The following is a 17,054-nucleotide window of genomic DNA, read 5'->3' as shown; positions in this document are numbered from 1 at the left end:
GATACCTCACTTCTATTCTAACATACGGTAACAATGTTTGAATACCCAATTTGCACAAATATCATAAATCGGATAATCTTTATCTTTCGTACATGCTTTCATAAAGGGAAATAGATGACCGGCTGGTCTGGAACTCAGATATATAAATTCAGTGTAACAAACGCATGCTGTTCCGTCAATCAATAGTTTTCGACACATCAACACTACTTTTGAAAATTTATTCCTTACGTTTCAGTAACAAATTCTCAGTTCACAATACACAAGGCTGTCACACTACATAAGCAATTAGTGTAACAGCCTCTTTTCTATTCTCTGAGATCAGGCTCATGAGATCTTGCCGTCTTTCATTTCAAATACAGTATCAACGATATTCATAGTAGATTTTCTGTGTTACGTAACGTAATTTCTGTTTATACCTCACACTTTTTTAATTCTCGTTCTAACTCTAAAACTTCTTTTCTGCACAATTCTATCGCATCATTACAGATTTCCACATCATCACCATCTATCTCTATGCTATCGTCACCAGGATATCTGGTTGAAAAATAAAAACCATCTATCATTCTCATATGTGTCTGCGTATTTTTTGAAAACTCTGCTCCCATATTTGCTTTTAGAAATTTCATCAGTCTGTTCAGACTATGTGTACGCAAAATATTTTCAAAATCTTTCTGTTGCATAGCATCATCCGGTTTATAGTATTCTGAGATCAGATGCTTCATATATTTTTCGCATATTCCCTGTGCCATGGCCCCCATCATATTTGCCACTATCCCCGTATCATAAGAAGCCTTAAAATATTGAAAATCGTTTTCTGCAAAATCAAAATAACTATTTAAGGCCATATCTGAATTCCCTCCTTTCGCACATTTGTATAATACAGCATTTTGTTCCTTTTCCAGTCATCGCCAACTACAATTTTCAGATCCGTTTCTGCATCATCCAATTCCTCAGAGGATACTTCTGATTTTAGAAGATAAAGATATTTTTTAAGTTCCGGCCGGGAGCGGAATGACTCTGACAGTTCCAGAAACAGATCAACATCACTGCTATATTTCTCTTCTCCTCGTGCACAACTGCCATACAGATATATTGTCTTAATATAAGGCCTTATGCATGATGACTGAATAGTTCGTAAAGCATACTCCGCTGCATCTCTCTGCCGTTTTGATCTGATACATGTCAGCATTTTCTATTCCTCCATTTTCTCTGTATATTATTTCCAGATTATGCTTACATTTTCTGCTTCAGGATTTCTTTGTAAAAAAATTATAACATTCCTTATCTTCTATGTCTATCTTCCATTTATCTGGTGAAAAATTAGAGTGTATTATTGTTATTTTCTTTTATTTTCCTTCAAAGATCTGAGCGATCGGTGAATCTGCAGACAGTATCACTGTTTTGTCCTCACCTTTCATAGATGTCTTCAGCGCATCCAGGCTTCTCACAAATGAATAAAACTCACTTCTGTCCTCTTCTCCATAAGCCTGCGCAAGAATTTTCATATATTCCTGCTCCCCTTCCGCCCCCAGGATCTCTGCCTGTTTTTTTGCATCAGAAATCTGGATTGCTACTTCTTTGTCGGTTTTATTTCGAATCACCTTTGCTTCGGAGTTTCCCTCTGCCTTGTAAGTCGCTGCAATATTATCTCGTTCAGATATCATTCGTTCATACACAGCTTCCTTATTATCATCCGGCAGATCCAGCTGCTTGGTTTCGAATTTAAGAAGCTCAATTCCATACTGATCCATGTTTGTTCCTATTGCCTCCATAACCATATCAGACAATTCTCCGTCACGGCTTGTGATTACCTGATCCTGTGACATACTGCTGATTGCATTTTTAGTGGCATTATACACAGCAGTATTAATTCGGCTTTCACCATTTTCCACAGAAGAGTTTAATGTCTGTGCAAATTTAAGCGGGTCGCTGATTTTCCAGAGAACATAGCTGTCGCTGATCATCGTTTTCTTATCTTTTGTAATTACATCAGATGCAGCCAGATCATACAGCAGTGTTTCCTTTGGCAATGACTGTGTACTCTCTATAAATGGAATCTTAAAACTGATTCCCGATGAACTGATCACCCTGTCAACCTTACCAAACTGACGGATCAGCTTATATTCATTTTGCTGAGTTACTGTTACCGACGCTCCGACAGCTACAACCACTGCAGACACACCAATTAATATTCCAATTTTCTTACCTTTCATAAATTAGTCCTTTCCAAATTATATCTCTATCCTTCGTATTTCATTTACCAAAACACTTTTTATATGAAATATTTTCTGTCATTTCTTTATTCGTTCTCAGAATCATTTAAATCTTGTGTGTCCTGAGCAGTATCCGTGTTCAGTGTCTCTGTCGGATTCTCTGAACTGTTCCCTGTAAAAGAATCTAGCGGCAGAACCTTCTGCACTCCATCTCCATTATCAATCACAATCTTCATTCCCGGCAACACATCTTCCATTGCCTCATAGAACATACGCTTCTTTGTAATCTCCGGATTCTTAACATACTCCTCATACATGGCATTAAAACGTGCAACCTCAGCTTCCGCTTCATTAATCCTTACCTGCTTCTGCGCCTCAGCATCCTGAATGATCTGGTCTGCTTCTGCCTCAGCCTCCGGAAGCTTTTCGTTTCTGTATTTATTGGCATTATTCAAAGCAGTTTCTTTTCCCTGCTTGGCAGTTTCTACTGCTTTAAATGCTTTCATAACCTCCTGTGTGGGCGGTTCTGAATCCTGGATTGTGATATTCACAAGCTGAATCCCCAGATCCTGTTCCTCCATCTGCTTCAGGATCATTTCTTTAATCTTACTCTGGATCTCACCTTTTCCGGTGGTAAGCACTTCATCCACATCATAACTTGCGATTACTGTACGGATACAGCTTTGAGAAATATTTTTTAGAATATCTTCCGGTTCCTCTGAATTATAAAGATATTTTACCGGTTCTAAAATTCTGTACTCAACAAAGAAATCTACATCAATAAAGTTATAATCCGAGGTAATCATAATGCCCTCATTCTCAACCACCGAATTATCTCCCATACTATATCCAATAGGAAATCCCTGGATCGTTGTATTTACTTTCTGTACTTTCTGTATAAAAGGAATCTTAAAATGCAGTCCTGTTTCTGCCACTGCCTTCGGCACTCCGAAAGTTGTCAATACTGCCTGTTCCTGCTCCTGGATCTGATAGGTAGCATCTCCTGCAAGCCCTGCAATAATCACCAACCCTGCTGCTCCTATTACAATACGTTTCACATGTTTTCCCGGCTTCTGTAATTTTTTAAATGGATTTACTCTTTCGTTCACTTTTCTCCTCCGTTTCACCATTTGGCATAATTAAATTTTTTGCTTCTAAAAATTTCTGAAGAAAAGAAAAAGACTTTCATTTCAGACATAACATGAGCTCTTCTCTTAATGTCTAAAACAAAAGTCTTGCCGATTATATCATAATGCGGGCATTCTTAATCTGCCGTTCTGACGCATTTATGTACCATTTATAGGAAAAACAAGTCCAGTTCTTCATAACGATGGCCGCTACTCCCTTTTCTTTGAGCAGCATCATATCATAACTATTTACAAAATGCAAGAAATATTTTTCTCAAACGCCCCATACAGTCCTCAGCGTTTCCAAATCCTTATTTATAATTTGCATCTGATTCTGCTCATTACATTTTCTCAACGGAAGCAGGTTATAATAATTCTCAATGATGATCCATCCTTCATAGCCATGTTTTTTCAGGATTTCCATCTGAGGGAAGAAATCTGTGTTTCCCTCTCCCAGCAGACAGCCGCCTGGTTCATTGATACCATCTTTTACATGAAGCTGACTATCCATATACGGATAAAGACCTTCAAGCTGTTCACACTGGTTCATATTAAAATTAAATTTGAAGTTCTGTGTATCAAAGTGTACTGTCAGATTCGGCATACGGATTTCTTTCAGCAGCTGAATTTGTTCTTTATAATCCAGCGCATTTTCTGTCATAACAGTAATATCTTTCCTAATCGCTTTTTCACAGATAAATCTCAGTGCATCCTTTGTTGCTTCTACATGAGATTCTTCTGTAATCAGATTTCCAAGGAAGTTTGGAACCATGATCTTGGATATTCCCATTTCTGCCGCTACCTGAACTGCCAGTTCCATCTGGTCATACGCGATCTTTCCATTCTCTGTATCTTTTCCATGGATAAATTCATGATCCATCACATCATTAAGAACAATAGACGGATATTCGATTCCTAACCTGTTTCCCTCTTCAAGATACGCTTCCTGAACCTGTTTCTGAGCTAACGGATAACCCCATTCATAACTTCCAAGTTCAAGTTGAATTCCATCCAGTCCAGCTTCCTTTGCAATCTGTGGTCCAAAATATCCACCACCAGGAAGTCCCCATGCCACACAGCCAAATTTAATCTTTTTCTCCATATATGCCACCTACTCTAAATTTGCATGATTCTTAAACATTTCTTCTTCTGTTTTTCCAAGTTTCTTCATAAGAATCATAATAACTGCATCATAAACGATCCAACTCATCTGTTCAAACGCATTTCCCATAGGCTGAGCAGATTCACTTGTATCTTCCAGGTTACTCTTTGGAGTTGCACCCGGAATTACGATACAGCTTTCACATACCTTGCCAATGGAAGCTTCCGGATGAATTGTTACTGTCACAACAGATGCTCCTGCTTTTTTTGCTTTATTTGCCATAACAATCAAACTGTCAGTTTCTCCTGAACCTGAACTGATAATAAGAAGATCTTTTTTTTCAATTGCCGGTGTTGTCGGTTCTCCCACAAAGAATACTTCCAACCCCAAATGCATCAGGCGATTTGCAAACCCTCTTGCTACAAACCCAGAACGTCCAGCTCCTGCTACAAAAATATGCCTAGCTTTAATAATCTCATTAGCAAACTTTTCAAGTGAAGAAGAAGAAATATGTTTTGCATTTTCTGTCAATTCTTCAAGAATTTCCTCCAGTATAATTGAATTTTCCATTTCTATCATCTCCTTTTCCATTGCCTTTTTTATTCAGGCTTTTATTTTTCTGGAAAATTTGAATCCGGTCTGTTTAAACCAGTCAATATAAACTGCAATCAGAATTACAATACCCTGTACAATATACTGCCAGGAAGAGTCAATACCAAGAAGGTTCATACCATTTTTCAGAACACCGATTACAATTGCACCGATAACAGTTCCTGCGATGGTACCACGACCTCCGTTCATACTTGTTCCACCAAGAACAACTGCAGAAATCGCATCCATTTCAGCTCCGTCTCCCAGTGTCATCATTGCAGTAAAAGTACGTCCTACTGTAAGGATTCCTGCTAAAGATGCAAGTAACGCACTATATACAAATACGAAAAATGTAACCTTTTTTACATTAATACCAGAATATTCAGCAGCCTGTTTATTACCACCAACTGCATAAATATGACGGCCTAATTTTGTTTTATTAAGGATAAAAGAAGAAACTGCAATTACTGCAACAATACAATATAACTGAATCGGAATTCCAAAGATAGTACCCATTCCCCAAAAAGTATAGCTGTCATCAAGAACAGAAATTGTCTGAGCCTTTGTATAAACACGGGCAATACCACGACCGATATTCATCATTGCAAGAGTAACGATAAATGCCGGAATATTTGTAGAAGAAACAATGTAACCGTTAATAAGACCAATTACAACTCCAGCAAGGATTCCTCCAAGGATACCAACATAAACAGGAAGTCCATTCCATGAAATGAGTCCTGCACTGATACATCCTGAAACCGCAATTACTGATCCTACAGAAAGATCAATTCCTGCAAGCAGAATTACGAAAGTCATTCCACATGCCAGAAACAAATTGATTGTAATCTGTCTGACTACATTAAATAAGTTTGTAACTGTTGCAAAACTGCTGGTTGTAAAACTTAATACAACGCAAAGAATAACCAGTCCCGCAAGAATACCCATATTAGATTTAATTGTCTGTATTACAGATAAATTTTTCCAGTTTTTATTTTCCATAATCGTCACCCTATTTCCTTTGTCGCAAACGCCATAATTTTTTCCTGATTAAATTCATTTCTGTTCAATATTCCTGTGGTGTGTCCCTGATTCATTACCACAATACGATCGCACATGTTGATCAGCTCCGGCATCTCCGAAGATATGAAAATAATTGATAAACCTGTTGCTGTCAGATCATCAATCAGATGATAAATATCTGATTTTGTTTTTACATCAATGCCTCTTGTCGGCTCGTCCAGAATAAGAATTTTTTCTGTGACCAGAAGCCATCTGCTGATAATAACTTTCTGCTGATTACCTCCTGAAAGCTTTCCTATTTCCTGCTCTATAGAGGAATATTTTGTCTGCATAACTTCATCAACATATTTTCTGGCAAGTTCAATTTCTTTCTTCCTGTTATATCGGCCTTTTTTCAAAAATTTGTCCAATATTTCAATCGTTGCATTAAAACGTATTCCCTGGATCGGATAAATTCCTGACTGCTTTCTGTCTTCCGGAACAAGTCCGATTCCTGCATTTATTGCAGTTTTTACATTTTTAATATCAACTTCTTTATTTTCAATATAAATATGTCCGCTATCCTTATGACGAAGTCCAAAAATACATTCCATTGTTTCACTTCGTCCGGATCCAACCAGTCCTGAGAACCCAAGAACCTCTCCTCTTCTCAGTTCAAAATCAACATTTTTTACTTCTTTTCCAGAAGCAAGTTTTTCTACCTTGAGAATAATATCATCTGAATAGTTTTCATGTTTCTGATACAAATCTCCAAGTTTTCTTCCAACCATGAGCGCCACCAGATCATCATGTGTGGTCTCTTTTGTAACTACTGTATCGATATATTCACCATCTCGCATAACTGTGATACGATCAGTGATTGCATCCAATTCAGCCATTCGATGACTAATATAAATAATTCCAACATTCTTTGCTTTTAAAGCTTTGATTGCCTCAAAAAGAGCATCTACTTCATTTTCTGTCAAAGATGAAGTCGGTTCATCCATAACGATTATTTTTGCGCCAAAGGAAATAGCGCGAATAATTTCTACCATCTGCTGCTGTGCAATATTTAAATCTCGGATAAATTGAGTTGATTTCAGATCAAGGTGCATAGAATCCAAAAATCCCTGCGCCATTTCATTCATTTTCTTTTTATCGACAGTACCTGCTTTTGTTTTTGGTTCCTGTCCAATAAAAATATTTTCTGAAATTGTCATATCTGGAATCAACATCAGTTCCTGATGTATAATACGAATTCCGTGCTCTTTTGCGCTCTCAACACCTGTAATTTCTACTTCTTGTCCATCAACCAGAATCTGTCCGCTGTCTTTTGTATAAACTCCACCGAGAATTTTAATCAATGTAGATTTTCCGGCACCATTTTCACCTAAGAGAGCATGAACCTCACCTGCTTCCAGTTCCAAGTGATTGTTCTTCAGCACAGAAACTCCGGAAAAAGACTTACAGATATTTTTCATTTCCAATAAATGTGCCATAAATTTTCTCCTCTAAATAACAAACATTTCCCACCTTTTTCTATATGGGGCAAAAATGGGTGCAGCCTACGCTGCACCCGCTCAGATTTACTGCCAGTCAGCGTCTAAATATTCATCAATATTTGAAGAATCAATTGCAAATGCAGGTACATCTACTTCGAATTCTTCCGGTTTTTCCCCTGCGATAAGAGTTTTAGCTGCCTTATAGCACTCTTTACCAATTGTAATCGGGGACTGAGCTGCTGTCATACGATAAATGCTGTTGTCTTTAGCAATTACTTTCTTAGCTTCTGGAGCACCATCAACACCGTAAACATATACTTCTTTTCCAGCTGTCGTAAGTGCTGCATATGCCCCCATACCAGCCTGGTCATTAATGGAGAAGATTGCCTTTATATCTGGGTTAGCCTGGATGATATCACTTGTGATTGTCTGTCCTTTTTCTACAGTTCCCTCTGCATCAAATGTTGCCACAACATCAAATCCTTTTCCTTCAATTGTATCTAGGAATCCCTGTTCACGATCGTTGCAGGCATTGTTTGCAGGATAATCAAGAACTGCAATTTCTCCACCATCCGGGAAATCTTCAATCATTGCTTCTGCACAAAGTGCACCAGCCTGATAATTATCAGTTGCAACATAAGAACCAACCAGATCAAGATTAGATACAGAAGTATCAAAGTTTACTACTGGAATCCCTGCTTCGTCTAATTTCTGCAGTGCAGGTTCAATTGCATCTTTGTCAACTGGATTTAAAAATACTGCTGAAACACCCTGTGCAATAAAGTCTTCAATAATCTGAATCTGTTTTGCGCTGTCCTGCTGAGCATCCACTACAACTGTTTTATTTCCATCAGCTTCTGCTTCTTCTGTGATGGAATCTGCAACTGTTTTAAAGAAATCCGATTCACACCAATATGTAACTCCATAAGTCTGTCCACCATCTTCAGCTGCAAAAACACTTGCCGGAATTGTTGTTACTGCCATTGCTGCTACGCCTGCTGCCATCATAAGTTTTGTTACCAGTCTTCTTTTCATTGTAAAGTCCTCCTGATTTTAAATAATTTATATAGTTTTTGTCTAAAGCTCATAGAGAGCATGTAGATTCTCTTTTATGTTCTCATAAAATCTGTCATAAATTTTATGGAACTTCTCGTATTCCTCTGCTTCTTTCAAATCGCATTCAGTAATTCCATCTTCTTCAATAAAAGCATCGCATGCTTCCTGTATCGAAGAATAAATTCCAGCTCCAACTCCGGCCAGAATTGCTGCACCGTATGCCGGTCCCTCTTCCTGCTTCAATGTATGTACATCGCATTTATAAAGATCTGCCATAATCTTTCTCCATACAGGACTTCTGCTTCCGCCTCCGCATGCACGCATGGACACAACCTCTGTTCCCAGTTTCTTCAAGATTTCATTACAGTCTGCAAGGGAATAAACAACGCCTTCCATAATTGCCCTAAGCATATGTGCCTGTCCATGTATGATATTCAGTCCGATAAATGCACCTCTGTATTTGGGATCAATATGAGGTGTTCTTTCGCCCATCAGAAATGGCAGATAAATCAATCTTTCGCTTCCTAACGGAATATCTTTTGTAAGTTCATTTATCTTGTCATAAAATGATACATTTTCCTCTTCTGCTTTCTGAATCAAATCCCGACAGAAATTATTTTTCATCCATTCAATCGAAAGACCTGCCGACTGAGGACCTCCCATTGTATGCCAGCACCCAGGCACTGCACAGCAGCACAAATGAAGTGCACCTTCAGGAATTTCCTGATATTTTTTCAGATGAGTATATACAATACTTGAAGTACCTATTGTTGTAAAAGCCTGCCCCTCTCTTACAATACCTGTTCCAATTGCTGCACAGGCATTATCACTTCCTCCGGCAACCACAACTGTTTCTGTTGATAATCCACACTTCTCTGCAATTTTCGGTAAAAGGTTTCCAACAACTTCCGGTGATTCATACACATCTCCAAGAAGTTCTCTGTCTACTTTCAGAAAATCAAGAATTTCCTGCGACCAACATCTGTTTTTTACATCCAGCATCTGCATTCCACTGGCATCTGATGCATCTGTCGCATACTTACCAGTAAGAATAAAGCGAACATAATCTTTTGGAAGCATAATGTGTCTGCACTTTGCAAAAAGCTCCGGCTCATTTTCTCTTATCCAGAGGATCTTTGCTGCCGTCCATCCTGCCATTGGCGGATTCGCTGTGATCTTCATCCATTTTTCCATTGGCAGTTCCAGCATTTCCTCTACCTGCTTCGTAGCTCTCTGGTCACACCAGATAATGGATCTTCTTATAACCTGATTCTCCTCATTCAACATCACAAGTCCATGCATCTGACCAGAAATTCCAATTCCCCGCACATCTTTTCCATTAACCTGACCTTTTTCAACTACACTTTTAATTGTTGAAATCGCTGCTTCTGACCAGTCTGATGGATCCTGTTCTGCCCATCCGTTTTCAGGCTGATACATTGGATATTTGACAGACGCTTCGGCTACGATTTTTCCATTCTGATCTACCAGAATCGTCTTTGTCGCACTGGTTCCCAGATCCACTCCAATTACGTATTTCATCTTATTCCTCCATGGCTGCCTGTTGCTTCATATTGGCAATGTTCTCTGCAAGATTTCCATTAAATAATGCCTTTCCTGAAACAATGATATTTGCTCCGGCCTTTATTACTTTTCCTATATTCCCACAGTTGATACTTCCATCAACTTCTATATCTTTCCACTCTCCGGTATCTGTTGACCGTCTTCTGATATCTTTTATTTTGTCAAGTGTATCTTCAATAAAGTGCTGGCCATCTCTTCCCGGATGAACGGTCATAACCTGTATCACATCTGCAAGCTTCCAGATTTCTTCTGTAAGAACTTCTGCCGAGGTTTCCGGATTCAGAACAATTCCTGCACGAATTCCACATTGCTTTATTTCTTTTAAAGTTTCTGCTACATTGCTGCAGGCCTCATAATGAACAGATATTACATCAGCTCCAGCCTCCTGCATTCTTTTTACAAATCGAACAGGTTCATTTACCATCAGATGAACATCAAATACCAGATCAGCTACACCTTTCAATCCATGAATCATTTTCATTCCACATGCCAGATTCGGTACAAAGCTTCCATCCATTACATCTATATGAACATATTCAGCTCCGGATTTTTCCATTGTTTTTAATTGTTCTCCCAGGCATTTATAGTCTGCTTCCAGTAAGGACGGTGCTATAATGCACATTATTGATCACCTCGTTTATATTTTATTACAGTCAATTACTGTCTGAATTTTCTGAAGTTGTTTTTTATAACCTTTGTTTATTTTCGTCGTATATCCCAGATAAAGTGCATCCAGTATAAACTGATCTGAAACTCTTCTGGTTACTTTATCTCTTCCCACTGTCAGGTCATTTACTGCCGTAAATAAACTGATATCTGTATATCTGAGAAGAGGAGATTTATTCATTTTTGTAATACTAATTGTAACTGCACCTCGCTCTTTTGCGATTTTCATTGCCTCTACTACATTTCTGGATCTACCCTCATAAGAGACAGCTAACGCAACGTCTTCACTTGTAAGATTGCCTGCAGTCATCATCTGCAGCATTACGTCACTATGTACGGAACACGGAATCCCCAATCTTCCAAATTTCATGTATGCCAGCTGACATACTGCAAAGGCATCTCCAACACCGAAGAAATGTATCTCTCTGGCTTTAAGAAGAGCATCCAATGCTTTTTCATAATTTTCGTCATCTGCCAAAACTAATGTATCACTCAACATCTGTACATTACTCTGATAAACCTTTTTCAAAATCGTCTTCATATCGTCTGATACTTTAATATCTTCTGAATGAATTTCCATTCCTTCTGCCAAAGCTCTGATGAAATCCTCCTTCATAGAAGAATATCCATCATATCCCATTCTTTTACAGAATCTGATAATTGATGCTTCACTGCTTCCTGATTCTCTTGCAATCTCTGCAAGCGTTAAATGTGTAATTGCTTCCGGGTTTTCAAGTAATGCAGATGCGATTGCTTTCTCTGCTCTTGGTAACGACGGTAACAAAAATCTGATGCGAACAAATAAATCATTCATATGGCGTGCACTCCATTTCTACTTCATTTATTTAATTTCACTTTGAAGTTTTTTGTTGATTAGAATATAGCATTCTGTTTCAGTGAAGTAAATATCTATAAATATTTTTGTATATTTCCACGTTTTGGCGTGTGTTTTTTGTTGATTACATCCAATTTTTTGGTTGATTTGACGTTTTTACATTTTATTTCACTTCATTTTGAAATTTACAAACACTTAAATACTTCATTTTATTTTTGTAATACGAAGTATAAGCTATAAATATATATAATACCTGTATTCATTTCTATCACTTAGATTCTTTTTTACCTCTACATTTTTTTGAAATATTTCAGAATAATTTTTAGAGATGATCCCTGCTCTCTTTTGAGAAACAGAGCTACTGACTACTGACAAGAAATATTTTTACGTAAACTCCATAACATGTTATACTTACTATACAATGCTAAGATAAATATCTATCTCAGCCCAATACCAGGAGGATTAATTCATGAAAGCATACGAACGCTTATTATCTTATGTAAAAGTATTCACTCCAAGCAGTGAAGAAACCGGTACTTCCCCATCCACACAGTATCAGTTTGACCTTGCCAGACTGCTGGTTCAGGAATTAAAGGAACTGGGTGTGAAAGACGCCGATGTAGATGAACATTGCTATGTCTATGGACATATTCCGGCAACCAGAGGATATGAATCCCGCCAAAAACTGGGCTTTATCGCTCACATGGATACAGTCTCTGATTTCTGCGATCATCCGGTTACTCCGGTTATCACTCCGAATTATGACGGCAAAGACCTTGCACTTGGAACCAGCGGCAGAGTTCTCTCCCCGAAAATGTTCCCTCATCTCTCCACATTAAAAGGCAGAACTCTCATTACTTCCGATGGAACCACCATCCTCGGTGCAGATGACAAAGCCGGAATTGCCGAGATTATGACAATAATTGAACACCTCAATGACAATACTATTCCGCATGGTCCTCTCTGCATTGCATTTACCCCTGACGAAGAAATAGGAATGGGACCAGCCCATTTTGATGTAAAAAAATTTGGAGCTGATTTTGCTTATACACTTGATGGTGATACAGAAGGTGAAATCCAGTATGAAAACTTTAATGCTGCTCGAGCAGTAGTAGAATTTACCGGTGTAAACGTACACCCGGGGTCTTCTAAGAATACAATGGTCAACGCAGCACTTGTTGCCATTGAATTTAACTCCATGCTCCCATCTGCAGATACACCAAGAGATACCGAAGAATATGAAGGATTTTTCCATCTTGATGCCATGAACGGCAATGTCTCCACTGCTATGTTAGACTATATTATCCGTGACCATGATGTAGCATCTTTTGACTGCAGGCTCAAAACCATGGAGCACATCGCCAAGATTCTCAATGAAAAGTGGGGTGAAGGCACTGTAAAACTTACCATTACAGAACAATACAGAAACATGAAAGAAATCATTGATACCTGCATGGAACTAATCGACTGTGCAACTGCTGCCTGCAAAGAATGCGGAACTCCTGCACTTATCACCCCAATCCGCGGCGGCACAGACGGAGCACGCTTAAGTTTCATGGGCGTCCCATGCCCGAACCTTGGAACCGGCGGACATGCTTTTCATGGTCCTTATGAACATATCACTGTGGAAGGAATGGATATTGCTGTTGAAGTGGGATTAAAGATTATTGAATTATTCTATAAATAATTTCATCTGAAAAAATCCAGCAAAAAAACAAGCCTTTCACTGTCGGGTAAGGTAACAGTGAAGGGCTTATTTTAAATTTTGCAAGTCGATTTTCTCTTAGTCTGACTTAATTCGGTTAAACTAATGGTATCATTCCGTATAAGTATTCCCATTTTCATCTGTCCAGGTTCCATCACCATTATCACTGAAACCAATACCATTATCGTCTCTGTAATAGTAATCTCCATTTGTCGTCTGTGTAACAGTAACTGTGTTTCCATCAGAAGAAGTTAATGTATGCTGTTCTAAAGTTGTTCCCAAATAATGAGTTGCATCATTTAAAGCGGGATATGTATTTCCATAATCATCTGTATAACTTTCATTTCCGTTATCAGTATATCCAACACCATCATATCCTCTGTACTCAACAGAATAATCAGAATACAACACCCTTTCAATTTCAAATGTACTGCCGCCACTTCCTCGTACTGTCAATGATGATGTATTAATAACCGTTTTATCTGTAGTATCATCTCCAGGGGTTCCATTATTATCTGTATCTGAATAACCATCTCCCGAATTATCCGAATCAGGATTCTGACCGTCAGAATTTTCCCCCGTTTCATCAGAAGAATTCACTCCTGTCTGATTCTGATTTTCTTCCTGATCTGCAGCATCAATCTGTTCTGAACTCTCTGTCGAACCATCACGGTTTGAATCCTCCGGCTTATCTCCCTTTCCTGTCAGCTGCTGACCACCGGACGTTTCATGAGCTGCCACCATATCAACCAATTCTCTCTTCTTAGCATCTTCTTCAGAATCCTGTCCTGTTTCATCTCCGTCTTTTGGTATCTGATCCTGCGTGTTCTCTGCCCCGGAAATCACCTCTCCCGAAAAACAAAACACCAGATTTCCTCCAACAAGCACCATCGCCAAAAGTACTCCCGGAAGAATATTCTTCCGAAGCTTCTTCATCTTCAGCATATACAGAATTCTGTCTTTAAAAACCATACTGCTGTCATTCAGACTTGCCGTCACATAAGGCACCTGATTATCTATGGCAACGGTTCTCAGCAGAAGTTTCCGGTACAGTTTACGTTCTGCTCTGCTGCAGACACGGACAACTTCCGCATCGCAGAGATTCTCAATATCCTTGTCAGCCTCCCACAGCATAAACAACAGTGCCGGATTAAACCAGTACACAGATGCACAGATTCTCAGAAGCACCTTATACCACAAATCCTTATGTAAATAATGCGTCAGCTCATGATGATAAACCAGCTTCAGCTCTTCCGCTGAATATCCAACTGCCGGAAGATACAATTTCGTCCGGAATAATCCCGCCAGAAGCGGCGTACTGAGTCCTGCATTCTGCATCAGTTCAGGTCTTCGGCCAATCCCTTTCTGTTCACACACATCCCGGTACATTTTCCACTTCATCAGATCATTCACCGGAAGACTCATCCGTTTCAGGCTTCTCATAGAAAAATAATATGCACAGATCTCTGCCAGTAATTTTATAACCACACCTGCCAGCCATACGATCATAAAAATCTTTGCAGCCAGCGGTACGATATGTCTGCCAGACAATGCTGCAGATTTTAAAGCAGACTGCACTTCATCTGTCAAAACTGTGTCTGCGGATGTTTTGTCTGTCACAACCGTATCCTGCAGTTTTTTATCTGCAGTACTGCTATCCTCTGAATTTACCTTAGAAGAATTTACATTCGCAGAATCTGCATTTGCCAAAGTTATTCTCTTCGCAGTTATCTTTTCATTCCCACTGCTCTCAATCCCCGGCACTTTGAAATTTATAAGGGAAAAATCCGATGGAAGTCGCACAGGAACCAGCAGACTCACTGCAACAGCCAGCCAGACCACGTACTTCCATCTTGCTGTAAATCTGTTCTTTAACAAAACAGATAACCCCAGCACAAGAAAAATAACAACTGCGGAAATAATATTAAGCTTCAAAACATGTAATGCAAATTCCGCCATCACTTATTCCTCCTTCTCATCCAACTCCCTCAGAAAATCACTGAGATCCTGTATTTCCTCTGAACTTATCTTCTTTCCCTGATAAAGAGAAGTCACAAACTTCTTAAGAGAATTTCCGTAAAGTTTCTCCAGTACACTCTTACTTTCATTTGCCTGATAATCTTCCTGGGATACCAGAGGCGTATACAGATTCATCTTTCCCTGCTTCTCCACAAAAACGAAATTCTTATTCTCTAATCGGGTCAGCAGTGACAAGATCGTAGTCGGAGCCAATTGTTTCTTTACATTCACCAGCTTCTCAATCTCTGCCCGAGTCATCGGCGGAGTCCCGTTCCATAAAGCCAGCATAATATCCAACTCTGACTCCGGCAGACGCTGATATGCTTTTTTCAATAAAATCACCTCATTTCTTCTACAATTGTAGGAATAATTTTATTGTAGCAACCACACAATAATCCGTCAATGCTAATTTATCTCTGTATAATCATTACCATTTTCGTCCGTCCAGGTTCCGTCTCCATTGTCAGTAAAACCAGTTCCATTATCATCCCGATAATAATAATCTCCATTTGTTGTCTGTGTAACTGTAACCGTATCTCCATCAAAAGATTCCAGTGTATGCTGCTCTAATGTTGTTCCCAGGTAATGTGTTGCATCATTTAAAGCCCTATAAGTATTCCCATACTCATCTGTATAACTCTCATCACCATTATCCGTATATCCTACACCATCATCATCCCGGTAACAATAATCCCCGTTTATTTGCTGAGTAATCGTAAAAGTACTTCCATCCTCTCTCACAAGCGTCAATGTCTCAAGAGAACTATTATTGTCACCATCCTCATCTGTATTCACATTTACCTCATCAGAAGCCTCTGTTTCCCCTGTCTCTGAATTCTGATCTTCATTCTGATCACTTCCACTATTGTCAGAACCATTCTGCTTATCCAATGCTGGATTTCCCGGATAAGAAATACTCTCCACCATCTCACGTACCTTACCAATATCATCCACATCCTTCGCAAATCCCTTTACCACATAAAGGTCACTGCCAACAGAATAAGCCGTCTCGTAACAAGCTGCATACTGGTCACTTGCCTTCGCAAACAATGGCGTATCATCATCTGCATCATACTTATAAACACCAACCCAGTCCTTACCGCTCACAAAATAAGCATATGTTCCCTTCATATCCTTCTGCTCCCAGTCTGAACTCACCGGCTGCGGGTCAAACTTCTCACTCCCGCTATCCGTGGCCCACACAGCACCCGTTCCAGCCACTGACATGCAAAATACTGATAACGAAGCAACAATCGTAATAAATCTTTTTCTGTTCATAAAAATTCCCCTTTCGTCATTAATTGTAACTTCATTTTTATCCGTTTCTTCTACTTTTGTAGAAGTTAATCATATACTACATCTGTAGAAGATTAATGTCAAGCTATTTTTCTACAAATGTAGTAATATATAATTTTTTTCATTTAAAGACAAAAAATCAAAAAAAAGACCAGCTGACATCCAGCTGGCCTTCTCTATTTCCTTGATTTAAGTTAAACGGATATTCGCAATCCGCTTCGCTCCTTATTTGATTCGGTTAAAAAGCACAATTTTATTTTTGCACATAAAAAACCAGCTAACTACTAGCTGGTTTCCACTATATCTTCAAAACTACATACATGTTGACATTTCCTTGAGATTCATTCTTCCTGCGATTC

Annotated in this window: 16 protein-coding genes; 1 reads left to right on the top strand and 15 read right to left on the bottom strand. The window is 38.9% G+C overall.

Going from position 1 to position 17,054, the window contains the following annotated elements; translation table 11 throughout:
- Positions 1-410: 410 nt before the first annotated feature.
- From LJE12_RS15015 to LJE12_RS14960, 12 genes are all read right to left on the bottom strand, one after another.
- A complete protein-coding gene (locus tag LJE12_RS15015; protein ID WP_118408824.1) occupies positions 411-845 on the bottom strand; it encodes a HEPN domain-containing protein in 435 nt (144 codons plus the stop codon).
- On the bottom strand, positions 836-1,189 hold the full coding sequence (locus LJE12_RS15010; protein ID WP_008705807.1) for a nucleotidyltransferase domain-containing protein: 354 nt from the start codon (positions 1,187-1,189) through the stop codon (positions 836-838). Before LJE12_RS15010 ends, LJE12_RS15015 begins: the two co-directional genes overlap by 10 nt.
- Before the next feature lie 157 nt (positions 1,190-1,346).
- Complete coding sequence (gene hflC, locus LJE12_RS15005; protein ID WP_118408826.1) at positions 1,347-2,213, bottom strand: protease modulator HflC; 867 nt, start codon at positions 2,211-2,213, stop codon at positions 1,347-1,349.
- Between the two features lie 86 nt (positions 2,214-2,299).
- On the bottom strand, positions 2,300-3,322 hold the full coding sequence (gene hflK, locus LJE12_RS15000) for an FtsH protease activity modulator HflK (RefSeq protein WP_227227076.1): 1,023 nt from the start codon (positions 3,320-3,322) through the stop codon (positions 2,300-2,302).
- Positions 3,323-3,614: 292 nt separating this feature from the next.
- Entirely contained in the window at positions 3,615-4,442 is an 828-nt protein-coding gene (locus LJE12_RS14995) for a sugar phosphate isomerase/epimerase family protein (RefSeq protein WP_215680274.1), read from the bottom strand.
- Positions 4,443-4,451: 9 nt separating this feature from the next.
- Entirely contained in the window at positions 4,452-5,012 is a 561-nt protein-coding gene (gene hxlB / locus LJE12_RS14990) for a 6-phospho-3-hexuloisomerase (RefSeq protein ID WP_022379835.1), read from the bottom strand.
- Between the two features lie 33 nt (positions 5,013-5,045).
- Positions 5,046-6,032, bottom strand: a complete 987-nt coding sequence (locus LJE12_RS14985) for an ABC transporter permease (RefSeq protein WP_022379836.1) — start codon at positions 6,030-6,032, stop codon at positions 5,046-5,048.
- A 5-nt stretch (positions 6,033-6,037) separates the two neighbouring features.
- Entirely contained in the window at positions 6,038-7,531 is a 1,494-nt protein-coding gene (locus LJE12_RS14980) for a sugar ABC transporter ATP-binding protein (RefSeq protein ID WP_022379837.1), read from the bottom strand.
- Positions 7,532-7,618: 87 nt separating this feature from the next.
- Positions 7,619-8,569, bottom strand: a complete 951-nt coding sequence (locus tag LJE12_RS14975) for a sugar ABC transporter substrate-binding protein (RefSeq protein WP_022379838.1) — start codon at positions 8,567-8,569, stop codon at positions 7,619-7,621.
- A 42-nt stretch (positions 8,570-8,611) separates the two neighbouring features.
- On the bottom strand, positions 8,612-10,132 hold the full coding sequence (xylB, locus tag LJE12_RS14970) for a xylulokinase (RefSeq protein ID WP_022379839.1): 1,521 nt from the start codon (positions 10,130-10,132) through the stop codon (positions 8,612-8,614).
- 1 nt (position 10,133) lies between these two features.
- Positions 10,134-10,796, bottom strand: a complete 663-nt coding sequence (rpe, locus tag LJE12_RS14965; RefSeq protein ID WP_022379840.1) for a ribulose-phosphate 3-epimerase — start codon at positions 10,794-10,796, stop codon at positions 10,134-10,136.
- Between the two features lie 15 nt (positions 10,797-10,811).
- Positions 10,812-11,654, bottom strand: a complete 843-nt coding sequence (locus tag LJE12_RS14960; protein ID WP_022379841.1) for a MurR/RpiR family transcriptional regulator — start codon at positions 11,652-11,654, stop codon at positions 10,812-10,814.
- 490 nt (positions 11,655-12,144) lie between these two features.
- On the opposite strand from LJE12_RS14960, the gene pepT reads away from it, so the two are divergent.
- Entirely contained in the window at positions 12,145-13,362 is a 1,218-nt protein-coding gene (gene pepT, locus LJE12_RS14955) for a peptidase T (RefSeq protein ID WP_227227077.1), read from the top strand.
- 129 nt (positions 13,363-13,491) lie between these two features.
- Here pepT and LJE12_RS14950 read toward each other — a convergent pair whose 3' ends face one another.
- From LJE12_RS14950 to LJE12_RS14940, 3 genes are all read right to left on the bottom strand, one after another.
- Positions 13,492-15,339 (bottom strand): M56 family metallopeptidase, encoded by a 1,848-nt coding sequence (locus tag LJE12_RS14950; RefSeq protein WP_227227078.1) that lies wholly within the window; start codon positions 15,337-15,339, stop codon positions 13,492-13,494.
- Positions 15,340-15,342: 3 nt separating this feature from the next.
- Positions 15,343-15,741 (bottom strand): BlaI/MecI/CopY family transcriptional regulator, encoded by a 399-nt coding sequence (locus LJE12_RS14945; RefSeq protein WP_227292248.1) that lies wholly within the window; start codon positions 15,739-15,741, stop codon positions 15,343-15,345.
- Positions 15,742-15,804: 63 nt separating this feature from the next.
- A complete protein-coding gene (locus LJE12_RS14940; protein WP_227227079.1) occupies positions 15,805-16,677 on the bottom strand; it encodes a hypothetical protein in 873 nt (290 codons plus the stop codon).
- Positions 16,678-17,054 lie beyond the last annotated feature (377 nt).

The sequence above is a fragment of the Blautia sp. DFI.6.71 genome (assembly GCF_020593585.1).
Taxonomy (GTDB): domain Bacteria; phylum Bacillota; class Clostridia; order Lachnospirales; family Lachnospiraceae; genus Blautia_A; species Blautia_A wexlerae.
Note: the sequence above shows the minus strand (reverse complement) of the source record. Positions and strands in the feature narration are given on the sequence as shown.